Genomic DNA, 23,700 nt, shown 5'->3' with positions numbered 1-23,700 from the left:
TCACTCCTTTACGGATATAATACGACTTTACCGCACTGCCCTTTTATCATGAGTTCCATTCCCTTCTGGTATTCGGTAAGAGGGAATGTGTGGGTGATTATTGGCTTTAAATCTTCTGCAAGACCTGATTTTAGTAAGCCCTTTACGGTGTACCAGGTATCGTACATTCTTCTTCCAGTTATGCCTTGTATAGTTATTCCTTTGAATACCACATTATTTGTGATGTCAATTGGAACTTCATTGTCAGGAAGGCCTAGAATAGACATTCTGCCACCTTTTGCAATGTACTCTAGACCCTGCCTTATGGCGGTTGGGTTACCTGAAAAGTCCAAAACTACATCTGCTCCATAGCCTTCTGTTTCACTTTTTATTATGCTGACAACGTCTTCGCGGAGAGGATTTATAACCCTTGTTGCACCAAGCTTGTGAGCCAACTCTCTCCTGTAGTCAGCAGGTTCAATCGCGAATATTGCTGCAGCACCTGTTCTTTTAAGAAGTGGTATTGCCATCATTCCTATTGGGCCGCATCCTATGACAGCTACAGATTTTCCAACTACGTCTCCTGAAAAAACAGTGTGGACTGCGTTTCCAAGAGGTTCCTGTATGGATAGTATCTCTAGAGGTATGTTTTTGTCGTTTATCCACACATTGCTTTCAGGAACTTTGATGTATTCTGCAAAAGCTCCATCTGTGTCAACGCCTAAAATGAGGGTATTTTCACATATGTGAGCGTTGCCGGTTCTGCAGGCTCTGCACTTTCCGCATACTATATGAGTTTCTGCGCTTACTAAGTCTCCCACTTTTACTGATGTGACATTTTCTCCAATTTCTACAACCTCTCCTACAAATTCGTGTCCCATCGTTTTTGGAGGTTTTATTCTACTTTTTGCCCATTCATTCCAGACGTATATGTGAACGTCTGTGCCGCAAATAGAAGTAGCTTTAACTTTTATCAAAACTTCATCAGGGCCTATCTTTGGTATTTCCTTTTTTACTATATCTGCCCCTTCTTTGTGGTATTGTTTTACCACGGCGGTCATAAGTCCATCCATAATAGACATCTCCTTTACTTGTACACTAATTTTACTACATAATATATTCTATATTTTTGTACAAATTCCTCCTTGCAAGTACAAAAAAATTTGAAAAGGTATTATTAAAAGATGTGCTATAATGTTAAGAAGAGCATGCTATGGGGAAAGATTAAAATGGAAATTAGAGGGCACCACTTTTTGTGCATGTTGGGCTTCAGAGGTCTTGGTTATGATGAGGAATTTGTTAAAAACATGAATGAAATTATTGAAAGATTGAATAATGAACAGGATATGTTGATAAAAGTTGTGGATAATGTGGATAACATCTGCGCCCTTTGTCCAAATAATATAGATGGGGAATGCAAGATAGAGAGTTATCCTGGAAGTGTAAGGGAAAAGGATAGGGCTGTTTTGAAGATTTTGGGTATAAAAGTAGGTGAGGTAGTAAGGTATAGGGATATTGTGAATAAAATCAAAGAAAATATGACAGAAGAAAAGATGATGAATATATGTAAGGATTGCGAATGGTTTGGTCTGGGTTATTGTTTGGAAGGGTTTAAAAAGTTAAAAGGCGGCTGAAGCCGCCTTTATAAGTCTCTTTGTGAAAAGCGCTTTGCACCGTAATAGAGGAGAAATACCACGTAGAAAAAGATGTATATGAACATGTAAATACTGGGTTGAGACATGCCCCCAAAGAGTCCTTGTGTCATCATAAAACTTATTCCGCTACTTTGTGTTAAAAGCTCTGCTGTCATTTTTCTGTATATTACATCTGTAGGTAGGATAAGACTTGTAATTATCCCCGCGTTTATGAGGCTTTCTCCGCTTTTTAAGCCAAAGGCACCGACTTGACTTTGCTGAATTGCTGTGCCAATTTGTTCAAGTACGCCTCCAACAAGGGCAATTCCATAGGCCATAATGGCGATTATTCCTGTGTTTATAGTAGAAAAGATTGAACTTGAAGCGATTATAAGAGCTAAAAATACAATTGGACCTAAATCAAAGAAAAAGAGACCTTTTAAAATGTTATCCCACCCGAAGCTTATTTTAGAGCCAAACCATATATTCAAACCTACAACAGATAAAAACATTATAGAGCTGTATAAAACAATCATAATGCTAAGCCCTATAAATTTTCCTAATACCAGTTCATATCTTTTTATAGGTTTAGACAAAATAGAATATATAGTGCCACTTTCTATTTCTCCTGATATGGCATTTACAGACGTCAAAACCACGAGAAAAGCTACTATAAGGTTTGCGAAAAATAGACCAGCAGATAAAATTTCTGATTGAAAGATGATGTCATATATAGAATCGCTGGGACGCTCAAATATTCTACTTAAGCCAAAAGCATATATGGAAAGGTAGAGGAGGGACAAAATAAAGACTAATAGAAAAGCCCGTTTTTTTAGCATCTCTTTAAATGTGTATTTTATTATAGTTATCACGAAATCTCATCCTTTCCAATCAAGTTTATGAATAAGTCTTCCAGTGAAGAAGTTTGGGTATTTAATTGATATAGCTTGGCACCAGCTTCTATTACCATTTTAGCTATAATTGGTATTTTTTCTCTATCCTCTACCTTAAAGGAGAGTTTATTTTCTTTAAACTGGAATTCTTTTGATAAACGAGATATTTTTTCAATCAACTCTGGAGTATAATCTGTTATAACCATTTCTACATGGGTGTGTTCTTTTAATAGGTCATCCAGTTTTCCTTGTGCTATTACTCTACCGTGATTTATTATGGCCACTTCATCGCATACCATTTCTACTTCACTTAATAGGTGGCTGTTTAGAAAAACAGTTTTGCCTTGCGATTTTAATTGTTTTATGATTTCTCTTACGTCAATTCGCCCTACAGGGTCTAAAGCTGAAGTAGGTTCATCTAAAAACACTATTTCGGGGTCATTTAAAAGGGCTATTGCAATGCCAATTCTCTGTTGCATTCCTTTGCTGTAATTTTTTATAAGTTTATTTTCATGACCTTTCAATTTTACCAATTCTAAAAGTTCATCAATTTTTTTGCCTGGATTTTTTATTTTATAAAGCTCTGCATGGAAGGTCAAAAGCTCTTTTCCTGTCATCCAGTCGTGGTACCTAAAATTTTCAGGTAAAAATCCTACTTTTTCTCTGGATTCTACAGTGCCTATGGGTTTCCCTAAAATCCATGCAAAACCGGAGGTGGGGTGTAAAAGCCCCACCATGGTCTTTACAAAAGTGCTTTTTCCTGCACCATTTGGACCTAAGAATCCAAAGACCTGACCTTTTTCTACAGAGAGAGTGACTTCTTTAAAACCGCCTTTTCCATTAAACTGTTTTGTGAGATTTTGTGTTTCTAAAACCATTTGATCACCTCATTGAGTTTGCGATTTGGATTAATGTATTTATTGCCTCTTCTTTTGCAACGAAATCCTGTTTGTCTCCTGCTGGGTTGGGCCAGAGTGTGAGGTTGTACATTACTCCATTTTCACTCCATCCTAAAGCTACAAAATAAGGCCCAGATTTTTCAACAATGAGAATGCCTTTATTTCCTCGAATGGTTATTTCTTTAATTTCAGTGTTGTCACTCGCAGGCATTGGTATGGGCAATGTCTCTTTCCAGTCAGTCACACCAGCGATTTGCCTTTTTATATTTTCAGGTAAAAATGGGAGGTTTACTAAAGCGTCAATTACTTTATCTACATCTACCCCTTCTGGCACCACTATTTCTGGAGCTTTTACTATGTTAAGTGCAACTGTATCTTTTTCACTGCCTTTTTTCTGTAAATTCATATCAATTGCCCTGCCAAAATTTATAATAATGGGTTTTCTGTCAAGTTCTTTTGGGAAAAGGTGTGTACCGCCAAATGTTTTAATGAGCTCATTTATTTTGTCAACTTTTAATATAAATTCTAAGCCTTCATTTTTTGAGATGTATGCATGCTTTATTTCAAAATTTTCATCTGCTGGAAGTTTTATTTTATATCCAAGTTCAGATTCTATTTTGTCAAGCTCATCAGGGGAAATTTGACGCCCTTCCTGAGAACCGTCTTTTATAATCTCTCCGTAATCTTTAAGGCTTATATTTTTTATACCTTTGTTGTAAAACTGATTTTGAATTTGCATCATATCATCTGGTGTTATTGTTATAACCTGCATCTTGTTAAGCCTTAGAAGGTTTAAAAGTTTAGCTTCTGCATTTTTAAGTGGCGGGAAAAAGGCTGAGGCGGCTATAAATACCACTATCAAAGCAGCGGCAATTGACTTTTTGTACTTTGTAAACAAGGATACCACTCCCTTTCTCTTATTATTTTCTTTGCTCAACTTTTCATTAAAGGCTATCCATGCATCATTTAAATCTATATTGGAAGTTTTTAAGGCATTTGCTGTAAATTCATTTATAAACTTTAGTTCTTCTAATTTTTGCCTACATGTGCTGCAGGTTTTTACGTGTTCTTCTATATTTTTTGAGGTGAGTTCGTTCAATTCTCCATCTAAATACGCCTGAAGGGTTCCTTCATCGTAGCACATCCTTTCACACCTCCTTTTCGTATAATTCCTTGAATTTTTTCTGAGCTCTTGCAATGGTTGTTCCTACGGAGGATTTTTTAATTCCCAAAGCGACTGCTATTTCTTCATAACTGTAACCTGAATGCTTAAGTATTAAACACATCATGTCTCTTTTATTCATTTTTAATAGAACTTCTTTCACCTTTGACTTTTCAAAGTTTTTTATAGCTATTTCTTCGGGGTCTTCCAAAAGTTTTTCTTCATTCTGCTGGAAGGCTTCTATTTCTCTTACTCTTGCGCTTCTTTCTGTTCGAAGATAGTTTAATGCATGGTTCATGGCTACTTTTGAAAGCCAACCTCCTATATTTTCATTGTGCCGGGGAGGCTTTTTTAAGAACTTTATGAATACCTCCTGCGCAATGTCCTCTGCTTTAAATTCATCTTTTACAACCCAGGAGATTTGTTTTAAGACTTTTGGATAATACCTTTCAAAGATATCTTTGAAACTCTCCTCTATTTTTAACACCTCCCCTGTCCCTTTTCACTAATAATAACACATCTAAAATCAATTTTGTGACAAAAACTTTTTCAGACAAAGGGGACGGTTCCTTTCGTCTGAATTTTTCAGACGAAAGGAACCGTCCCCTTTGTCTGGGTTTTATTTTTTGGGGAAGTGTTATATAATTATATCGGTGTTTTTAAAAAAACGCGGGGGTGTTAAATTGGAGAGGATAAAGAGCTATTATCCATATTTAGCAGGAATAGGTATGGCATCAATTTTTGGCTTTTCTTTTATGTTTACGGCGATGGGGCTTGAAGTGGCATCTCCTTTGGAGCTTATATCATATAGGTTTCTTTTAGCATCTATTGTCATAACGCTTCTCTGGGCTTTTGGTGTAATTAAGTTAAATTACAGAGGGAAAGATGTGAAGCCATTGCTTTTATTGTCTTTGGCAGAACCTTTTATATATTTTGTTTTTGAGACTTATGGGATAAAGTATACTTCTTCTTCTCTTTCGGGGCTGATGATAGCCTTGATTCCTGTTGCAGTCACAATCCTTGCGGTGATATTTTTAAATGAAAGGCCTTCTTTGTACCAGCTTTTGTTTATTTTGTTATCTGTAGCAGGCGTTATATTCATAATTTTTATGACCGGGTCAGAAGGTGGGAAAAGTTCTCTCTTAGGATTTTTATTTTTGCTGGGAGCGGTTTTGTCTGCGGCTTTTTACACGATTCTGGCAAGGAAATTTTCCTCTGTTTTTTCGCCTATAGAGATAACATTTGTTATGATGTGGTTTGGGGCTATCTCTTTTAATATTTTGAATTTAATTGAGAAAGTGATAAGAGGGGATAGCCTTTCAAGTTACTTTTCAAGTGTGGCTAATTATAAAGTGTTAATTCCAGTACTTTACTTGGGGATTTTATCCTCAATCGTTGCATATTTTCTCAATAATTATGCGCTTTCTAAGCTTCCTGCTTCTCAAGCCTCTGTCTTTGCTAATTTGACTACAGTGATTTCCATTATAGCAGGAGTGACTATAAGGCATGAGGTTTTTTACTGGTACCATGTAGTTGGGGCGATTATGATATTAATAGGAGTATGGGGTACGAATTATTTTGGAAAAGCGTATGAGGTAAAGGCTTTGTCTGAAGAAATCCATTGATGGAGGTATTTACAAAGAAGGGAGGGCTGTGATATACTACTCTTGGCGGAACCCTATACCATACGGGGGCATATCGATGTGGCGAAAAAAGGATGCGGTACAAAAATACCGCATTTAAATTATGGAGGAGTGATTTTATTAGTACATGGGAATACTTTCTAATTCTTTTACTCGATGGTTGACTTTCTTATGTACACCATTGTTTTGGCTTTTGACTATGCAAGGCTGGAATTAGCCTCGCATGTTGATATTATATCATGTTTTTTGAGTTTGTTGAAGAAAATTTTTAAAATTTGGGGTGATAAGATGGAAAGAGATATACAAGATGCACTGGAAATGTTAGGAAGAGGCAAAGGCTTTGCTCTTGATATAGGGACAGGGAGAGGCAGAATGGCTTTAGGGCTTGCTGAGTACGGGTATGATGTGGTTTCTCTGGATGAAAGCCTAGAAGCTTTAAAAAGGGCAAGGGAGTTCATAAGAGAAAGCGGAGTGGAGGAGAAAGTCCTTCTTATGGTTGGGGATGGACATTCCCTTCCTTTTTTGGACGAAACCTTTGACGTCGTGGCAACGTACAATGCGCTTCATCATATGAGGGACTATAAAAGGGTTTTGGATGAGATGGTGAGGGTATGTAAAAAAGGAGGGAAAATTGTCATATCTGAACTCAACGAATACGGCAAAAAAGTTGTGGAGGAGAGTCACAGGAAGAGAGGTAGCCATCACGAGGCAAATATTAGCATCGTGGATGTGTCTTCTTATCTTGAAAAAGAGTATAGGATAGTAGGTGAGATAAAACCTTCTGAAAGGACAGATATCTACATAGCTACGAATATAAGCTTTTAGAGGAAATTTTTATTGTTGACAACAAGAAAAAATATGATAAAATAAAAAATGGCTTTGGGGCCCCGTGGTCAAGTGGTTAAGACACCGCCCTTTCACGGCGGCAACACGGGTTCGAATCCCGTCGGGGTCACCATTTTTTATTCTGCAAAAAAGCCTTTACAGGCTTTTTATTTTTTTATGTCGAAAACAAAAATAAGTGAGATACAAAAAATAGCAAATAAATCCACCACCTTTATGGTATAATTTAGAAAAAATAGAAGGTGGTGGAGGTATGCAAAGCGCAAATGTGTTTCCTTACAAGAAAACTTTGAAAGGAAAGCTAAGTGAAAATGTCGACAAGGGTTTTTATAAAAATGTTTTAAATTCAGTTTTGTTTTTGATTTTTGCTTTTATACTAGGAAGAGCTTCCATTTCCTATGTGCTTTTTCCTTTTGGGATAGCTTTTTTTGCGGCATTAGTCGCTTACAAGAAAAAGTATTTCTTTGTAGGTCTAGGGGTGTGGCTGGCGTTATTGACAGTGCCAGGAGTAAATAGTGCTAAGTATCTTCTCAGCATGGCTATAATTTTTCTATTGGAACTTTTTTTGAGGGTTAGGCCTACTAATGCTTTAAAGGCTTCTTTTATCACTCTTTTTTCTCTTTTCGCTTCAGGGCTGATTTTTAGCTATTCATACAATTTTTTATATTTTGATGTTTTTTTAAGTTCATGTGAGGCAGTTATTGCGATGTTATTAGTTTTTATTTTTAACCACTCTCTTTCTTTCATTGTCAACAGAAGCACAAGGAAAGTAATTTCCAACGAAGAATTGGTTTCTTTAGGGATATTTACTGCAGTTTTTATACTGGGGCTTCACAATTTAAGCATTTGGAAATTTAGTTTAAATAGTATAGCAATAGCCTTTGCGGTGCTTTTTATAAGCTATCTGGGAGGCAGTGGGGCTGGTTCTGCGATAGGGACGACTATAGGGGTATTGAATGTGCTTGCATATGCGGAAGCGCCTTCAATTGTAGGTGTTTTAGCTTTTGGAGGGCTTTTGGGAGGGAGTTTTCGCAAACTGCACAGGATTGGGACTATTGCAGGTTTTGTAATAGGAGCGGCAATAGTAGCTTTTTATACAGGGTTTAAAGTCGGCAATAGTTTAAACCCTTATGGCATTGGATTGGCGGCTTTGCTCTTTGCAGCTTTTCCGAAGAAGTATATTCAAGAAGCTGAAAAATTGATTAAAGGAAATAAAAACTTAAATGACAGAGATTACAGCAGAAAATTAAAGGAAATAATTGCAGCAAAACTGAAAGAGTACTCGGGAGTTTTTGAGGAACTTTCTAAGACCTTTAAGCAGTCAAATGAAAAAATACTGGACCATAAAGATATTTCCTATTTGTTTGAGGAAATTGCCAATAAGACCTGTTCTCAATGTGTTATGTATAAAAACTGCTGGGACAGAGATTTTTACAGCACTTATAAATCTATGTTTGAACTAGTGGAGCATTTAGAGAAGGGGAAAGATATAAATGATAATAGGCTTTATAGGAAGTGCATTAGATTTTCTGAGCTCATGTCAACTACTAAATATTATCTTGGAATCTATAAAATAAGCATGCAGTGGAGAGAGAGGCTAAAGGATGCAAAAGGACTTATTGCGGCTCAGCTCAAAGGTGTTGCTGATGCTATTTCTGACATTGCAAAGGAGGTAAACATGAACATATCCTTTAAAGATGAGCTGGAACAGGTCATTCTATTGGAGTTAGATAAAAATGGGATACAGGTGGAAGATGTTCTGGTGTACGAAACAGATGGTGGAAGCACAAGCGTAAAAGTGTACAGAGAAGAGGGGTATTTGTCAAAGGATTTGGAGAAAAAGATTGCCTCTGTAATATCAGAAGTAATGGGAGAAAGGTATGAAAGGAAAGATAGACTTTACGGGATAGATTCTAAGGGAAGATGCGTTCTTTCTTTTGCCAAGGCAGAAAGCTTGCAGGTCATCACTGGGGTTAGCAAAGTGAGCAAGGCGAAAAACAGGATTTCGGGGGATACCTACTCTTTTATGGACCTTAACAATGGAAAATATGTGGTGGCTTTAAGTGATGGCATGGGAGTTGGATACAAAGCCGCAGCAGAAAGCACAACCGCCATTTCACTTTTGGAGAAGTTTATAGAAGCGGGGTTTGACAGGGAACTTGTCATCCAGACTTTAAATTCCATTCTAGCCTTGCGGTCAGCTGAAGAGATGTTTTCCACTGTGGACATCATGTTTTTAGATAAGTTCACTGGAAAAGCTGAGTTTATAAAGATTGGAGCTTGTGCCAGCTATGTAAAGAGAGGAACTTCAGTAGAGGTTATAAAGTCCAGTTCGCTTCCCATAGGAATTCTCGAAGACATTGAGGCAGACCTTCATGAAAAGAAGTTAAAAGAAGGAGATTTTGTGATATTGGTTACGGATGGGGTGCTGGAGTGCTTTGAGGGAGAAAAGGAGATGGAGCTTTTGAGGGTAATAAGCGAAGCAGATTTTATAAGTCCCCAGGAGATGGCGGATTATATAATGAAAAAATCTTTAGAAAGGTGTGAAAATACACCTAAAGACGACATGACAGTGATAGTGGCAAAAATTTGGAAGAAGATTTATGTTTGATTTAAAGCGAGCTATAGTATATAATCATAGTATAGCGTGACTATGAGTTTTCAGAGGTTTGGTATGATTGAGAAGGTTTTAAGGACCATTGAGAAGTACAATATGATAGAAAAAGATGACAAAATTGTAATGGGAATATCAGGAGGCCCCGATTCCCTGTGCATGTTGGATGTACTTTTTAATCTAAAAGGAAAATTTAATTTGAAATTGTATGTTGTTCATGTAAACCACATGATAAGAGGAGAAGATGCCAAAAAGGATGCGGAGTTTGTGGAGAAGCTGTGTAAAGACTTAGATCTTCCCTTTTTTTTATTTGAAGAAAACATACCTTATCTGGCTAAAAAGATGGGATTAAGCGAAGAGCAAGCTGGGAGATACGTAAGGTACAAGGCTTTTGAGGAAACATTGAAAAGAGTAGGAGGAAACAAAATAGCTGTAGCCCATAACAAAAATGATGTAGCAGAGACAGTTTTATTAAACATCCTGAGAGGGACGGGGCTTAGGGGACTTATTGGTATAAAGCCTGTAAATGGCAATATTATCAGGCCTCTCATTGAGATTGAGAGAAGAGAAATTGAAAAGTATCTGAAGGATAAAAATTTGCATCCCAGGATTGACCATACCAATTATGAAGATTTGTATACGCGAAATAAGATAAGGCTAAAGGTTATTCCGTATATTGAAGAGGTGTTTAAGATAGATTTGGTTGAAAATCTCTCTAGGATGGCGGCGATTTTGTTAGAGGAAGATGATTATTTGGAAGCTAAGTGTGAAGAAGTTTTTAATCAAATATGCGAAATAAATGGGGAAGAGATAAAAGTAGATGTAGATGCTTTAAAGTCACAACATACGGCTATTAAAAGGCGTTTGGTGAGAAGGATGTACTTTTATGTGAAGGGAGAAACTGATGGACTGGAATATGGGCATGTGGAAGATGTATTAAATCTTTTAGATAAACCTACGTCATCAAAAATTGATTTACCTTTTGAAATTGAGGCCTTAAAAATGTATAATAATCTTGTAATCAGAAAAAAGAAGACGAAAGAGAAGGTAAAATTTAAAGAGGTGCTAAAGATTCCTGGAGTTACAACTATAGAAGGAATTGGCAAATTTAAAGCTTATGTAGTTGATATTTCACAGGTTGATGATTTTAACAAGGGGGAGTATATAAAATTTTTCGATTATGACAAAATAAAAGGGGAAATAGTTGTAAAAAGCAGAGAAGATGGGGACAGGTTTTCGCCTCTTGGCATGAGAGGGACGAAAAAATTAAAAGAATTTTTTATTGATGAAAAAATACCCAGAGAAGAGAGGGATTACATCCCGCTTGTAGCTATAGGAAAGGAAATTGTGTGGGTTGTAGGTTACAGGATGAGTGAGAAGTTTAAGGTAGACAAAAATACTTCAAAGGTGCTTGTAATTGAATATACTAAAGAATGAAAGAGGAGGTAGTTTTATGCCAAGTCCTATGGAAGACATAGAAGAAATTTTGATAACAGAAGAGCAGTTGAAGGCGAAAGTTAAAGAACTTGGCGAGATGATAACTAGAGACTATGAGGGTAAGGATTTGGTCTTAATTGGGGTTTTAAAAGGAGCAATAATGTTTATGTCAGATTTATCTCGTGCCATTGATTTGCCTTTGTCAATAGATTTCATGGCTGTATCAAGCTATGGGTCATCTACCAAGTCTTCTGGCATAGTGAAAATAATAAAAGACCATGACATAGATATAGAGGGGAAGGACGTTTTGATAGTGGAAGACATAATAGACAGCGGATTAACACTTGCTTATCTGAGAGAGACACTGTTGGGAAGAAAACCGAGAAGCCTAAAGATTTGCACGATTTTAGATAAACCTGAAAGAAGAGAGGCAGATGTGAAAGTGGATTACTGCGGTTTTAAGATCCCTGATAAGTTCGTCGTAGGGTATGGCCTTGATTACGCGGAGAAGTACAGAAACCTTCCTTTTATAGGGGTTTTAAAGCCAGAGCTTTATAAATGATTTGGTTTTTTGTTCTTTATATGGTATTATAGATTAAAGTAGTGGGACTTGTTTGAAGGAGGGGCCTTATTTGAAAGATAACAATAAAATTTTCAGGAGCATGGTACTTTATCTCCTCATTTTCATAGCTATATATGCGATGGTACAGCTTTATTCCCAAGCTACGCCTCAGGTAACTAAAATAGACTACGGAGAGCTGGTAAGGTATATAAGTGCAAATCAGATAAAAAGTATTACTCTTTCGGGCAATCAGGTGAAAGGCGTATTCAAAAACGGCACCGAGTTTGAAAGCAGTGTGCCTGATATAACCAATTTTATGTCTTTTGTGGACCCGTATATATTGGAAGGCAAACTGGATTTTAAATATGAGCCCCAGGTGGGACCGCCTTGGTGGGTTCAGATGCTTCCTTCCCTGTTCTTGGTAGGTGTGCTCATTCTCTTCTGGTATATATTTATGCAGCAAGCACAGGGCGGGGGAGGAAGCAGGGTGATGTCTTTTGGCAAGAGCAGAGCTAGAATGGTTACAGATAAGGACAAAAGAGTTACTTTTAATGATGTGGCGGGTGCAGATGAAGAAAAAGAAGAACTCCAAGAGATTGTAGAGTTTTTGAAATATCCAAAAAAATTTATTGAATTAGGGGCGAGAATTCCTAAAGGAGTGCTTTTAGTAGGTCCACCGGGCACGGGGAAGACTCTTCTGGCAAGAGCTGTTGCAGGAGAGGCAGGGGTTCCCTTTTTCAGCATAAGCGGTTCTGACTTTGTGGAGATGTTTGTGGGTGTGGGTGCAGCGAGAGTAAGAGACCTTTTTGAGCAGGCGAAGAAAAACGCACCTTGTATAGTGTTTATAGATGAGATAGATGCTGTAGGTAGGCAGAGAGGGGCAGGTCTGGGCGGAGGGCATGACGAGAGAGAGCAAACGTTGAACCAGTTATTGGTTGAGATGGACGGATTTAGTGTAAATGAAGGGATAATCGTAATTGCAGCTACAAACAGGCCTGATATACTGGATCCCGCCCTTTTAAGGCCTGGGAGGTTTGACAGGCATATTGTGGTCAATATTCCTGACATAAAAGGGAGAGAAGAAATTTTGAAAGTCCATGCTAGAAATAAACCTCTGGCGCCTGACGTGTCCCTTCAAGTTATTGCCAGGAGGACGCCGGGCTTTACAGGGGCTGACCTAGAAAATGTGATGAATGAGGCAGCTCTGCTGGCGGCAAGAAAGGGTTTAAAGCAGATAACCATGGCAGAATTGGAGGAAGCTATCACCAGAGTCGTAGCTGGGCCTGAAAAAAGGAGTAGAATCATGTCTGAAAAAGACAAAAAATTGGTAGCCTATCACGAAGCAGGGCATGCTGTTGTTGCGAAGCTTTTGCCCACGACTCCGCCTGTTCACGAGGTTACCATCATTCCAAGAGGGAGAGCTGGAGGTTACACGATGCTTCTCCCCGAAGAAGACAAGTACTACATGTCAAAGTCAGAGATGATGGATGAAATAGTTCACCTTTTGGGAGGGCGCGCTGCTGAGAAGTTGGTGCTAAATGATATAAGCACTGGCGCTCAGAATGATATAGAAAGAGCTACCAATATTGCCAGGAAAATGGTGACAGAGTATGGAATGAGCGACAGATTAGGTCCTATGACTTTTGGCACAAAAAGCGAAGAAGTGTTTTTAGGAAGGGATTTAGGAAGGACGAGAAACTACAGTGAGGAAGTGGCTGCAGAGATAGACAGAGAGATAAGGAGAATAATAGAGGAAGCTTATAAGAGAGCGGAAAGCCTTCTACAAGAGAATATAGATAAACTTCACAGAGTGGCGAAGGCCCTTATGGAAAAAGAGAAGCTCAATGGAGAAGAGTTTGAAAAAGTATTTAATGGAGAAGAAATAGAAGGGGTTTCTTTTGCCTGAATTGTATAAGTCGCAAGACTTATACAATTTTTTTTATAAAAACTTTAGTTAACAATAAAAAAATTATTGAAAAGAAGAAGGAATTTTGCCTGTTTATGTCTAATATAATTAGTAGAAGCGTTTTTCCTACAGAAGATGAGGGAGGAAAGCGGAGGGAACAGCCATGAAAAGCCATAAATCATCTTCTACACAGAAAAATTCGCTGCAGTGGATATGCAATCTTCTTGACAATGCTCATGATTTTTTTGTCTTAAAAGACTTAAAAGGAAAAGTAGTTCACATAAATACCAGGTTGTTAGAAATTTTAGGCTATACCCATGAGGATGTGGAGGACTACGACTATTTTTTTCACAGCGTGTTGAAATATAAGGAAATAGGCCCTTATGAAGAAGGGCTTATAATAGAATTAACTGGAAAATACAATATACGCATGTCTTTTGGGATAAAGTTCAGTCCTATTACAAATACTGCTGGTGAAAAAGTAGCCTATTTGGGATTTGTAAAGTTAAGGGATTATGTAAAGGGACATTTGGATTATCCGCTCGATTTGTTTAAGGCTTCGGCAAATGTGCTTGAGGTGACAGAAGAGGGGGTAATAGTAGTAGATGGAAAGTTTAATGTAGTTTATGTCAACAACAAGGCCTGTGAGCTTTTTGGGATAAAGTACGTAAAGTTTATAAATACCAAATTTTTAGACCTCATCAAAAGATACAAACCTGATTTTTCGGAAATAAGCCTTTTGAGGGGAGATAAAATTGTTGTACCTTCTCGTGACGGGAATGAAGAAAGGGTGCTTTTATTAAAATACGGAAAACTTATGAACAATCATTGGAAGATTATTATTGCAAAAGACATCACTGAAGATTTAAGGTATAAAAAATTGATGGAGCAGACGGAGAAATACACTATTGCAGGGGAGTTTGCAGCTACTACTATTCATGAAATAAAAAATTCTTTAACCTCCATAAAAGGGTTTATACAGCTTTTGCAAGTGAAGCATCCCGATAGTTTTACCTACTATGAGACTATACTAGACGAAGTGGACAGAGTTCTAGGGCTTATCAGAAACTATTTGGGGATAATAAAGAGCAATGAAGAAGGGGAGGAAGGAAAAGAGATAGATGTAAATGCGGTGATAAATCAATATCTGCTTCTTTTTGAAGCGGAAATGGTCAAAAAAGGGATTAAACTTGAAAAGAGGTTTGGAAATGTACCTCTTATGAAGATAGACAAAAATCACATAAAACAGCTCATACTAAATATTGTTCAAAACTCTATGCACGCTGTTGAAAACAATGGTAAAATAGTATTGAGCACAAAATACAGCCCGTACTTAAAGAAACTGATTTTGAGAATAGCTGATAACGGGGGTGGTATAGAGAAAAAGCATTTAAAAAGAGTGATAGAACCGCTTTTCACTACTAAGAAAGATGGGACAGGATTGGGGCTTGCCATCTGTAAGAGCATTGCTGATATGTACAACGGAGACCTTAAAATTTACAGCAAGAAAGGGAAAGGAACTCTTGTAAAGGTTGTTTTGGGAGAAAAATAAAAAGCTGGAGGGGATTTGTTATGAAATCAGATATTGAAATAGCTCAGGAAGCGAAGATGCTGCACATAAGAGATGTGGCAGCAAAATTGGGCATTGAGGAGGATTATCTGGAATATTACGGCAAATACAAAGCTAAGATTTCCCCCGCTTTGTGGGATAAAATTAAAGACAGGAAAGACGGAAAACTCATCTTAGTTACAGCTATAACTCCCACTCCTGCTGGAGAGGGAAAGACCACGACGACTGTAGGACTGGGGCAAGCTCTTGCAAAATTAGGGAAAAAAGCCATGATTGCCTTGAGAGAGCCTTCTTTAGGTCCTTCCTTTGGAATAAAAGGAGGAGCAGCTGGAGGCGGTTATTCTCAAGTAGTACCTATGGAAGATATAAATTTGCATTTTACTGGAGATATACATGCCATTACAGCGGCTCACAATTTGCTGGCTGCTATGATTGACAATCACATTCACCATGGGAATGAGCTAAATATCGATATAAGGACTATAACGTGGAAAAGAGCAATGGACATGAATGACAGGGCTTTAAGGGAAATAATAGTAGGGCTAGGAGGAAAAGCTAACGGCTATCCAAGGCAGGACGGCTTTATAATAACTGTTGCCTCGGAGATAATGGCAATTCTGTGCCTTTCTCACGATTTAATGGATTTAAAGAGAAGGCTGGGGGATATAATAGTAGCTTATGACAAAGATGGAAGTCCTGTAACTGCAAGGGATTTAAAAGCAGACGGGGCAATGGCAGTGCTTTTAAAGGATGCTATAAAGCCTAATTTGGTACAGACGATTGAAAACGTTCCAGCTTTTGTCCATGGAGGCCCTTTTGCAAATATCGCTCACGGATGCAACAGCTTGATTGCGACAAAATATGGGTTAAAGCTTGCAGATTATCTGGTGACAGAAGCAGGTTTTGGAGCAGATCTGGGAGCAGAAAAATTTTTCGATGTGAAGGCGAGGTTTGGAGGTCTCACTCCAAATGCTGCTGTAGTTGTGGCAACGGTAAGGGCTTTGAAAATGCACGGGGGAGTGAAGAAGGAGGATTTGCAGAAGGAGGACGTAGAGGCAGTAAGAAGGGGAATAGAAAACCTTGAAAAACAAGTGGAAAATGTAAGGAAATTTGGCGTGCCTGTGGTGGTTGCGCTTAACAAATTTGTCTTTGATACAGAAAGAGAAATTGAAGAAGTGAGAAAAGCTTGTGACAGAATAGGTGTAGATATGGCGGTGGCAGAGGTTTGGGAGAAAGGTGGAGAAGGCGGAATAGAACTTGCCGAAAAAGTGATAAAAGCTGCGGACACTCCCTCTAATTTCAGATTCCTATACGATGTAAACTTGCCTATAAAGGATAAGCTCCACATAATCGCTACTGAGATATACGGAGCTGACGGCGTAGAATATACTGCAAGTGCTTTAAAGGATATAGCTAATATAGAGAAATTAGGACTTGACAAGATGCCTATAGTAGTAGCTAAGACCCAGTATTCCCTGTCAGATGACCCCAAGCTTTTAGGGCGTCCTAGAGGATTTAAGATAACCGTAAGAGAATTAAGAATTTCTAGAGGTGCCGGGTTTATAGTTGCTCTGACAGGTGACATAATGACAATGCCAGGGCTTCCAAAACACCCTGCCGCTGAGAACATAGATATAGATGAAAATGGTAGAATAAAGGGGTTGTTCTAGGGACTGAAAATGAGGAGAGAGGTTTTGAAGATAGATAATTTATCGGAGGCCAAAAGAGAGCTAAGCCAAATAAAAGCTGAAGAGATTTCTGTTGATATAATGGCTCCAAAGGCAGTTTTCAGGGTGGTCAAGCTTTACGATGTCCACCCTGCTGCCGCTAACATTGTAAAACAGGAGATGCTGGCGGCTGGTGGAGAAGCTGCTGTTGCAAGAGGCTGTGTGAACATGAGTGTAGATAGTTCAGATGTCATTATAATGGGGACTCTCAAGCAGTACAGAAGGCTACTTTCCAAGCTAAAAATGCAAAAAAGCTATTTTGGAATAAGCGAAATAGTGAAGGAATTAGAAGAAGTTATAAGAGAAATGTCTAAGTAGCGGCAGACTTTTGCCGCTTTTCTTTTTATTTTTTTTGAAAAGGTAAACAATTGTTAAAAATTATGCTATAATGTAAGAGGGAAACTTAAAGGAGGGAATTGATGTATGTACGATGAAAAGAAGCTAGAGGAAATAAAAATGAAAAAAGAGGATTGGGAGAAAAATCATAGGGGAAAAGCCATTGCAAAATTCCCTGAGAGGAAAGAAGAGTTTAAGACATCTTCAGAGATAGAGATAAAGCCTATCTATACGCCGGAAGACGTTAAGGATATAGATTACCTTGAAAAGCTGGGGTTCCCAGGGGAATATCCGTATACCAGAGGCGTACAGCCCACCATGTACAGAGGAAAATTTTGGACAATGAGGCAATACGCTGGTTATGGCACTGCCGAAGAATCTAATAAGAGATTTAAATACCTCTTAGAGCAAGGACAGACAGGGTTAAGCGTAGCCTTTGACCTTCCAACTCAGATAGGATATGATTCAGACCACCCTATGGCAGAGGGAGAGGTGGGGAAAGTAGGAGTAGCGATAGATTCACTTTACGACATGGAAATACTGTTTGACGGGATCCCACTTGACAAAGTCAGCACTTCCATGACCATAAATGCTCCAGCCGCTATACTTCTTGCCATGTACATTGCGGTTGCTGAAAAGCAAGGGGTGTCTCCTGATAAACTGAATGGCACTATACAGAACGACATATTAAAGGAGTATGTGGCAAGGGGTACTTACATCTTTCCTACAGGTCCTTCTATGAGGCTCATCACCAATATATTTGAGTACTGCTCCAAATATGTGCCTAAATGGAATACAATAAGCATAAGCGGTTACCACATGAGAGAAGCAGGAGCGACAGCTGTACAGGAAGTTGCATTCACCCTCGCAAATGCAATAGCATACGTAGATGCAGCAATAAAAGCAGGGTTAGATGTGGACGAGTTTGCACCGAGGATTTCCTTCTTTTTCAGCGCTCACAACGATTTGTTTGAAGAGGTGGCTAAATTTAGAGCCGCTAGGAGAATGTGGGCAAAAATAATGAAGGAGAGATTTGGCGCTAAAGACCCCCGTTCTATGATGATGAGATTCCACACTCAGACGGCTGGGTCTACTTTGACTGCCCAGCAACCTGACAACAACATAATAAGAGTGACCATTCAGGCTTTGGCTGCAGTATTAGGCGGAACTCAGTCACTTCACACAAACAGCAGAGATGAAGCGCTAGCTCTTCCTACGGAGGATTCTGTCAGGATTGCATTAAGGACGCAGCAGATAATAGCTTATGAAAGTGGCGTCTGTGACACGCCAGACCCGTTGGCGGGATCTTACTATGTCGAATACCTGACGGATGAGATAGAAAAGAGAGCTTTTGAGTATATAAAAAAGATAGATGAACTGGGAGGAGCAGTAAAAGCGATAGACCTCGGGTATATGCAGAGGGAGATTCAGGAAAGCGCCTACAGGTATCAGATGGAAATAGAGTCAGGGAAGAGAATAATAGTAGGGCTTAATAAATTCCAGATGGAAGAGGAACCTCCCAAGAATCTCTTGAAAGTGGACCCTCAAGTGGAAATAGTGCAGAGGGAAAAGATAAAGAAAGTAAAGGAAATGAGAGATAATGCACGGGTGGAAAAAGCTTTAAAGGCTTTGAAAAAGGCGGCAGAAGGCGATGACAATTTGATGCCATGGATACTGGATGCAGTGAGAGAATACGCTACGCTAGGGGAAATAACAGATGTTTTAAGGTCTGTTTTTGGTGAGTATCAACAGCAGATAATATTCTGAAATAGGAGGTTATAAGCATGGAAAGGCCTATAAGGGTACTGGTGGCGAAACCCGGCTTGGACGGGCATGACAGGGGCGCAAAGGTGATAGCAAGAGCCTTAAGAGATGCCGGCATGGAAGTGATATACACAGGATTAAGGCAGACACCTGAGCAGATAGTGGAGGCAGCCATACAGGAAGACGTGGACGTAGTTGCATTGAGTATACTCTCAGGTGCTCACAATACACTTTTTCCCAAAATAACAAAGCTTCTAAAAGAGAGAGGGGCAGAGGACATATTGGTGATAGGCGGAGGTGTGATACCAGAAGAAGACATTCCCTTTTTGAAAGAGCACGGCATAGCAGAGATATTCACCCCTGGCACTCCCACTTCAGCAGTCATTGAATATATAAAAGCCAATGTTAAGAGGTTGGCAAAAAAATGATGGAATTAGAAAAGCTGCTTCTTAATAGAGACAAAAGAGCAATAGCAAGAGCCATAACCTACGCTGAAGACGACGAAGAAAAAGCCAGGGAGATAATAAGAAAACTTTACAAAAGGTCCGGCAATGCCTATATAGTTGGCATTACCGGACCGCCAGGGGTTGGCAAGAGCACTTTGACTGACAGATTGGTAAAGAATTTGGTGGAAGAGGGGAAAAAAATAGGAATAATAGCTGTTGACCCTACGAGTCCTTTTACTGGCGGGTCTATACTTGGCGACAGGATAAGGATGCAGGATTTGACCACACATCCCAATGTCTACATAAGGAGCATGGGGACAAGAGGACATCTCGGAGGGCTTTCAAAAGGAACCTATATGGCGGTGAGAATTTTAGATATAGCAGGGATGGACTACGTGTTTGTTGAGACTGTAGGAGTAGGCCAATCAGAGGTAGACATAATAAAAATAGCTGATACAGTGGTGATGGTTTTAGCGCCCGGACTTGGAGATGATATACAGGCCATAAAGGCTGGAATAATGGAGATAGCAGATGTATTCGTTGTAAACAAAAGCGACAGAGAAGGAGCTGATAAAACTGTATTAGAGCTTAACATGATGCTTGACTTAGATATGCCAAAGGAGTGGAGACCTCCTGTTGTAAAAGCAGTAGCACAGGAGGGAAAGGGTATAGGTGAGGTGCTTGAAAAAATTCATTCTCATAAAGAGTACCTCATCTCAAGCGGTCAGCTTGAAGAGAGGAGAAAAAACAGAATAAAAATGGAAATAACAGAAAGTGTAAAAAATAAGCTTATGAAAGACGTGTTTGCAAAAATGGGAAACGAAGAATTTGACCAGAAAATTCAAAAAGTCATGGCTAAAGAAATTGACCCTTATACAGTTGCAGAAGCTCTCTATAGGCAAATACTTGAGAGGAGGGAATGATGTGATTAAAAAGGTAGACCATATAGGGATAGCAGTAAAGAGCATAGAAGAAGCGAGAAAGTTTTATGAAGAAGTGCTGGGCTTGAAAGTGACAGGGATAGAAGAAGTTAAGGAGCAGAAGGTAAAGACGGCCTTTATTCCAGTTGGGGAGAGCGAGATAGAGCTTTTAGAGTCCACATCAGAGGATGGGCCTGTCGCTAAATTTATAGAAAAAAGAGGGGAAGGCATACACCACATAGCACTTCAGGTAGATGACATTGAAAAGGCGTTAGAGGAGTTGAAGGGAAAAGGAGTAAAGCTCATAGATGAAGTGCCAAGGTATGGGGCAGGAGGGGCGAAAATTGCCTTTGTCCACCCAAAGAGCGCAAATGGAGTATTGTTGGAGCTTTGTGAGAGGAAGTGAAAGTTGTTGAGCTTTTTCTTCTAGTATGTTATATTATAGTAGGTACTAATAATAACTGCTACTAAAACTTTATTTTATTAAGGAGGCGTCTTGATGAGCGTCCAGGAAAAGATAGAAGAGCTGAAAAAGAGGAGGGCAAAAGCAGAAGAGGGCGGCGGAGAAGCAAGAATTAAAGCGCAGCACGAAAAGGGGAAGCTCACAGCGAGAGAGAGAATAAATATCCTCCTTGACAAGGGAAGTTTTGTAGAGCTGGACCCTTTTGTGGAGCACCGCTGCTATGACTTTGGAATGGAAAAACAAAAGTACCCGGGAGAAGGAGTTGTGACAGGGTACGGAACGATTGATGGAAGGCTCGTTTACGTGTATGCTCAAGATTTTACCGTCTTAGGAGGGTCTTTGGGAGAATACCACGCAAAGAAAATAACAAAAGTCATGGACATGGCTATGAAAATGGGAGCACCCTTAATTGGGCTAAATGACTCGGGAGGAGCCAGAATACAGGAAGGTGTGGATGCTCTTTCAGGCTACGGCCAAATATTTTACAGAAATACTCTGGCCTCAGGAGTTATACCTCAGATTTCCGTAATAATGGGCCCCAGTGCAGGAGGAGCAGTGTACTCTCCAGCCCTTACTGACTTTATATTCATGGTAGACAAAACCAGCCAGATGTTCATAACAGGCCCTCAAGTGATAAAAGCTGTTACAGGAGAAGAGGTTACTCCAGAAGAGTTAGGTGGTTCTATCACTCACAACAGAGTGAGCGGAGTTGCTCATTTTAGAGGACCCAATGACGAAGAAGTATTAAAAATGGTCAGAAAGCTTCTAAGCTACCTCCCTTCAAATAATCTGGAAGACCCACCTCGGTATGAAACGGGAGACGATCCCAACAGGACTTCAGAAAGGCTTATGGAAATAGTGCCAGACAATCCTAATAAACCCTATGACATGAAGGAATTGATTAGGGAGATAGTGGATAGAGGCGAAATCTTTGAATCACAGGAGATGTACGCAGAAAATATAATTACCGCTTTTGCGAGGTTGAACGGCAGAACCATTGGAATTGTCGCCAATCAGCCTAGGGTTTTAGCAGGGGTACTTGATATAAATGCTTCTGACAAGGCAGCGAGGTTTATACGGTTTTGCGATGCCTTCAATATTCCAATATTGAGCATTGTAGATGTTCCAGGTTTTTTACCGGGGACAAATCAAGAGTACGGCGGAATAATAAGGCATGGGGCTAAGATGCTTTACGCGTATTCAGAAGCCACAGTTCCAAAAGTCACTCTAATTGTGAGAAAAGCCTATGGCGGAGCCTATCTTGCTATGTGCAGTAAGGATTTAGGAGCAGATATAGTTTTTGCATGGCCCACTGCTGAAATTGCAGTTATGGGTCCAGAAGGAGCAGCTAATATAGTGTTTAAAAATGAGATAAACGAAGCGGAAAATCCAGCTGAAGTAAGAGAGCAGAAAATAAAGGAGTACAGAGAAAATTTTGCAAATCCCTACAGGGCTGCAGCAAGAGGCTATGTGGACGATGTGATAATTCCGTCTGAGACAAGGCCGAGACTCATTTCTGCTTTTGAGATGTTAAGAAGTAAAAGAGAAACAAGGCCAGCTAAGAAGCATGGCAATATTCCTCTATAGGGTGATAAAATATGGAAGGGATTTTAAAATTTTTTAAAAAGGCGTTTGAAGAAGAAAAAAAGCAGGAAATAGAAGAAAGAGAAGAGGTAAAGGATGAACTTAGTGACGAAGTAGTCGCAGCGATTATGGCTGCTATTTCCTATTATATGGATGAAGGGACGACCTTTTACATAAGGTCTATACGGGAGACCTCAGAGGCAGTTCCTCTGTGGTCTGTAGTTGGAAGAGTAGAGCAGATGCAAGCACGGTTTTTAAGGAGGTATTGTTGATGAGGAAATTCAAAGTTACAGTAAATGGCAAGACTTATGAAGTAGAGGTAGAAGAGATGAAGGCAGAAGAAGAGAAAGAGCTAAGCAAAAAAGAGGAAATAGTGGAGGTTAAAGAGGTTCCTAAACAGGAGGAGAAAGTTTCTACAGGAAAAGGCTCTAAAGTAGTTTCTGCTCCTATGCCTGGTACAATTCTAGACGTCAGAGTAAAAGAGGGAGATAGAGTAAAAAGAGGGGATGTGCTACTGATTTTAGAAGCCATGAAGATGGAAAACGAGATAATGGCTCCTGAAGATGGGATTGTAGCTAGTGTGAATGTGTCAAAAGGGGCTTCTGTAAATACAGGAGATGTCCTTGTCACTATGGAATAAAAACTTCTTGATAAATTAGCATTTTTTATGGTAAAATGAAAACTGCGGGTATCGGTTTCGAACCTGACAGCTTTTAAAAATTTAATATTGTCATGCGTTCGGAACGGTATCCTTAATAAGGAACCGGAACGGAGGTGTGGAATGTGCAGATCAGAACTTTAAGAGAGAAGCAGGTATTTGCGAAGCTTACGCTGAGGCAGATGGCTGTTGCGGGAATGCTCTCAGCAATTGCTATTGTGCTGTCCACCACAGTCTTAGGCTATATTCCTTTAGGCATTGCCAGTGCCACTACTATGCATATTCCAGCTATAATAGGAGGGGTACTGGAAGGACCAATTGTTGGCGCTTTTGTCGGGCTCATATTCGGCATAACCAGTTTCTTAAGAGCTAATACGCCTCTTTTTGCAAACCCTGTGGTGGCCATATTGCCGAGAATATTCATAGGTGTTGTAGCTTACTACGTTTACAGGTGGACTAAAAACAGCGCCATTGCTGCAGCAGCCGGTACATTGACCAATACTATTGGTGTTTTAAGCCTGGCGGTAATTTTTAAATATCTGCCTTGGCAGGTAGCAGCTTTTGTGGCTTTAAGGAATGGGATACCAGAAATAATTGTTGCTTCTCTCCTTGTAACTGCTGTAGTAAAGTCAGTTAAAAAAGCGTACAATAGATAAAAAG

At 39.3% G+C, this 23,700-nt stretch carries 23 protein-coding genes and 1 tRNA gene; 19 read left to right on the top strand and 5 right to left on the bottom strand.

All coding sequences use genetic code 11. The annotated features are described in order from the left end of the window. Positions 1-8 precede the first annotated feature (8 nt). The gene (tdh, locus tag TTE_RS11510) at positions 9-1,052 is read right to left on the bottom strand and encodes an L-threonine 3-dehydrogenase (protein WP_041587222.1); all 1,044 of its coding nucleotides are present in this window, start codon (positions 1,050-1,052) and stop codon (positions 9-11) included. A 156-nt stretch (positions 1,053-1,208) separates the two neighbouring features. Between tdh and TTE_RS11505 the strand changes: the two genes are divergently transcribed. Then, positions 1,209-1,613: a DUF1284 domain-containing protein gene (locus TTE_RS11505; protein ID WP_011026434.1), complete on the top strand. Its 405-nt coding sequence runs from the start codon at positions 1,209-1,211 to the stop codon at positions 1,611-1,613. 8 nt (positions 1,614-1,621) lie between these two features. Here TTE_RS11505 and TTE_RS11500 read toward each other — a convergent pair whose 3' ends face one another. From TTE_RS11500 to TTE_RS11485, 4 genes are read right to left on the bottom strand one after another with little or no spacing between them, the layout of a single operon-like run. Beyond that, positions 1,622-2,485 (bottom strand): ABC transporter permease, encoded by an 864-nt coding sequence (locus TTE_RS11500; protein WP_011026433.1) that lies wholly within the window; start codon positions 2,483-2,485, stop codon positions 1,622-1,624. After that, on the bottom strand, positions 2,482-3,384 hold the full coding sequence (locus TTE_RS11495) for an ABC transporter ATP-binding protein (protein ID WP_011026432.1): 903 nt from the start codon (positions 3,382-3,384) through the stop codon (positions 2,482-2,484). Before TTE_RS11495 ends, TTE_RS11500 begins: the two co-directional genes overlap by 4 nt. A gap of 4 nt (positions 3,385-3,388) precedes the next feature. Continuing rightward, positions 3,389-4,549, bottom strand: coding sequence for a DUF2275 domain-containing protein (locus tag TTE_RS11490; protein ID WP_011026431.1), 1,161 nt, complete (start codon positions 4,547-4,549; stop codon positions 3,389-3,391). Between the two features lie 4 nt (positions 4,550-4,553). Further along, complete coding sequence (locus TTE_RS11485; RefSeq protein ID WP_011026430.1) at positions 4,554-5,054, bottom strand: RNA polymerase sigma factor SigX; 501 nt, start codon at positions 5,052-5,054, stop codon at positions 4,554-4,556. 196 nt (positions 5,055-5,250) lie between these two features. On the opposite strand from TTE_RS11485, the gene TTE_RS11480 reads away from it, so the two are divergent. From TTE_RS11480 to TTE_RS11395, 18 genes are all read left to right on the top strand, one after another. Next, the gene (locus TTE_RS11480) at positions 5,251-6,192 is read left to right on the top strand and encodes a DMT family transporter (protein ID WP_011026429.1); all 942 of its coding nucleotides are present in this window, start codon (positions 5,251-5,253) and stop codon (positions 6,190-6,192) included. Between the two features lie 174 nt (positions 6,193-6,366). Further along, the gene (locus tag TTE_RS11475) at positions 6,367-7,035 is read left to right on the top strand and encodes a class I SAM-dependent methyltransferase (protein WP_011026428.1); all 669 of its coding nucleotides are present in this window, start codon (positions 6,367-6,369) and stop codon (positions 7,033-7,035) included. Positions 7,036-7,093: 58 nt separating this feature from the next. Further along, positions 7,094-7,168: transfer RNA gene (locus tag TTE_RS11470), tRNA-Glu, on the top strand. Positions 7,169-7,306: 138 nt separating this feature from the next. Next, on the top strand, positions 7,307-9,664 hold the full coding sequence (spoIIE, locus tag TTE_RS11465) for a stage II sporulation protein E (protein ID WP_011026427.1): 2,358 nt from the start codon (positions 7,307-7,309) through the stop codon (positions 9,662-9,664). 63 nt (positions 9,665-9,727) lie between these two features. Then, positions 9,728-11,104, top strand: a complete 1,377-nt coding sequence (tilS, locus tag TTE_RS11460) for a tRNA lysidine(34) synthetase TilS (protein WP_041587221.1) — start codon at positions 9,728-9,730, stop codon at positions 11,102-11,104. Positions 11,105-11,120: 16 nt separating this feature from the next. Continuing rightward, the gene (gene hpt / locus TTE_RS11455) at positions 11,121-11,666 is read left to right on the top strand and encodes a hypoxanthine phosphoribosyltransferase (RefSeq protein WP_011026425.1); all 546 of its coding nucleotides are present in this window, start codon (positions 11,121-11,123) and stop codon (positions 11,664-11,666) included. A gap of 70 nt (positions 11,667-11,736) precedes the next feature. Beyond that, complete coding sequence (gene ftsH, locus TTE_RS11450; protein ID WP_011026424.1) at positions 11,737-13,572, top strand: ATP-dependent zinc metalloprotease FtsH; 1,836 nt, start codon at positions 11,737-11,739, stop codon at positions 13,570-13,572. Between the two features lie 163 nt (positions 13,573-13,735). Next, complete coding sequence (locus tag TTE_RS11445; RefSeq protein ID WP_011026423.1) at positions 13,736-15,124, top strand: ATP-binding protein; 1,389 nt, start codon at positions 13,736-13,738, stop codon at positions 15,122-15,124. Between the two features lie 20 nt (positions 15,125-15,144). Next, positions 15,145-16,812: a formate--tetrahydrofolate ligase gene (locus TTE_RS11440; protein WP_011026422.1), complete on the top strand. Its 1,668-nt coding sequence runs from the start codon at positions 15,145-15,147 to the stop codon at positions 16,810-16,812. 9 nt (positions 16,813-16,821) lie between these two features. Further along, positions 16,822-17,187, top strand: coding sequence for a hypothetical protein (locus TTE_RS11435; RefSeq protein WP_011026421.1), 366 nt, complete (start codon positions 16,822-16,824; stop codon positions 17,185-17,187). A gap of 105 nt (positions 17,188-17,292) precedes the next feature. Further along, positions 17,293-18,972, top strand: coding sequence for an acyl-CoA mutase large subunit family protein (locus tag TTE_RS11430; protein ID WP_011026420.1), 1,680 nt, complete (start codon positions 17,293-17,295; stop codon positions 18,970-18,972). Between the two features lie 17 nt (positions 18,973-18,989). After that, positions 18,990-19,397, top strand: a complete 408-nt coding sequence (locus TTE_RS11425) for a cobalamin B12-binding domain-containing protein (RefSeq protein ID WP_011025548.1) — start codon at positions 18,990-18,992, stop codon at positions 19,395-19,397. Next, entirely contained in the window at positions 19,394-20,338 is a 945-nt protein-coding gene (gene meaB, locus TTE_RS11420; RefSeq protein ID WP_011026419.1) for a methylmalonyl Co-A mutase-associated GTPase MeaB, read from the top strand. The genes TTE_RS11425 and meaB overlap by 4 nt, the downstream gene beginning before the upstream one ends. 1 nt (position 20,339) lies before the next feature. Continuing rightward, positions 20,340-20,741, top strand: coding sequence for a methylmalonyl-CoA epimerase (gene mce / locus TTE_RS11415; protein ID WP_011026418.1), 402 nt, complete (start codon positions 20,340-20,342; stop codon positions 20,739-20,741). A gap of 93 nt (positions 20,742-20,834) precedes the next feature. Next, positions 20,835-22,385, top strand: coding sequence for an acyl-CoA carboxylase subunit beta (locus TTE_RS11410; protein WP_009611078.1), 1,551 nt, complete (start codon positions 20,835-20,837; stop codon positions 22,383-22,385). Between the two features lie 11 nt (positions 22,386-22,396). Beyond that, positions 22,397-22,654: a hypothetical protein gene (locus tag TTE_RS11405; protein WP_011026417.1), complete on the top strand. Its 258-nt coding sequence runs from the start codon at positions 22,397-22,399 to the stop codon at positions 22,652-22,654. After that, complete coding sequence (locus TTE_RS11400) at positions 22,654-23,022, top strand: DUF2118 domain-containing protein (protein ID WP_011026416.1); 369 nt, start codon at positions 22,654-22,656, stop codon at positions 23,020-23,022. The genes TTE_RS11405 and TTE_RS11400 overlap by 1 nt, the downstream gene beginning before the upstream one ends. Positions 23,023-23,165: 143 nt before the next feature. Then, on the top strand, positions 23,166-23,696 hold the full coding sequence (locus tag TTE_RS11395; protein WP_011026415.1) for an ECF transporter S component: 531 nt from the start codon (positions 23,166-23,168) through the stop codon (positions 23,694-23,696). The last annotated feature ends 4 nt before the right edge of the window (positions 23,697-23,700 follow it).

The sequence above is a fragment of the Caldanaerobacter subterraneus subsp. tengcongensis MB4 genome (genome assembly GCF_000007085.1).
Classification (GTDB): Bacteria; Bacillota; Thermoanaerobacteria; order Thermoanaerobacterales; family Thermoanaerobacteraceae; genus Thermoanaerobacter; species Thermoanaerobacter subterraneus.
Note: the sequence above shows the minus strand (reverse complement) of the source record. Positions and strands in the feature narration are given on the sequence as shown.

Excerpts from the sequence above, each read along its gene's own strand:
- tdh (WP_041587222.1), bottom strand. The coding sequence starts at position 1,052 with ATGGATGGACTTATGACCGCCGTGGTAAAACAATACCACAAAGAAGGG.
- TTE_RS11505 (WP_011026434.1), top strand. The coding sequence starts at position 1,209 with ATGGAAATTAGAGGGCACCACTTTTTGTGCATGTTGGGCTTCAGAGGT.
- TTE_RS11495 (WP_011026432.1), bottom strand. The coding sequence starts at position 3,384 with ATGGTTTTAGAAACACAAAATCTCACAAAACAGTTTAATGGAAAAGGC.
- TTE_RS11490 (WP_011026431.1), bottom strand. The coding sequence starts at position 4,549 with ATGTGCTACGATGAAGGAACCCTTCAGGCGTATTTAGATGGAGAATTG.
- TTE_RS11475 (WP_011026428.1), top strand. The coding sequence starts at position 6,367 with ATGGTTGACTTTCTTATGTACACCATTGTTTTGGCTTTTGACTATGCA.
- spoIIE (WP_011026427.1), top strand. The coding sequence starts at position 7,307 with ATGCAAAGCGCAAATGTGTTTCCTTACAAGAAAACTTTGAAAGGAAAG.
- tilS (WP_041587221.1), top strand. The coding sequence starts at position 9,728 with ATGATTGAGAAGGTTTTAAGGACCATTGAGAAGTACAATATGATAGAA.
- hpt (WP_011026425.1), top strand. The coding sequence starts at position 11,121 with ATGCCAAGTCCTATGGAAGACATAGAAGAAATTTTGATAACAGAAGAG.
- TTE_RS11445 (WP_011026423.1), top strand. The coding sequence starts at position 13,736 with ATGAAAAGCCATAAATCATCTTCTACACAGAAAAATTCGCTGCAGTGG.
- TTE_RS11440 (WP_011026422.1), top strand. The coding sequence starts at position 15,145 with ATGAAATCAGATATTGAAATAGCTCAGGAAGCGAAGATGCTGCACATA.
- TTE_RS11435 (WP_011026421.1), top strand. The coding sequence starts at position 16,822 with ATGAGGAGAGAGGTTTTGAAGATAGATAATTTATCGGAGGCCAAAAGA.
- TTE_RS11430 (WP_011026420.1), top strand. The coding sequence starts at position 17,293 with ATGTACGATGAAAAGAAGCTAGAGGAAATAAAAATGAAAAAAGAGGAT.
- TTE_RS11425 (WP_011025548.1), top strand. The coding sequence starts at position 18,990 with ATGGAAAGGCCTATAAGGGTACTGGTGGCGAAACCCGGCTTGGACGGG.
- meaB (WP_011026419.1), top strand. The coding sequence starts at position 19,394 with ATGATGGAATTAGAAAAGCTGCTTCTTAATAGAGACAAAAGAGCAATA.
- TTE_RS11410 (WP_009611078.1), top strand. The coding sequence starts at position 20,835 with ATGAGCGTCCAGGAAAAGATAGAAGAGCTGAAAAAGAGGAGGGCAAAA.
- TTE_RS11405 (WP_011026417.1), top strand. The coding sequence starts at position 22,397 with ATGGAAGGGATTTTAAAATTTTTTAAAAAGGCGTTTGAAGAAGAAAAA.
- TTE_RS11400 (WP_011026416.1), top strand. The coding sequence starts at position 22,654 with ATGAGGAAATTCAAAGTTACAGTAAATGGCAAGACTTATGAAGTAGAG.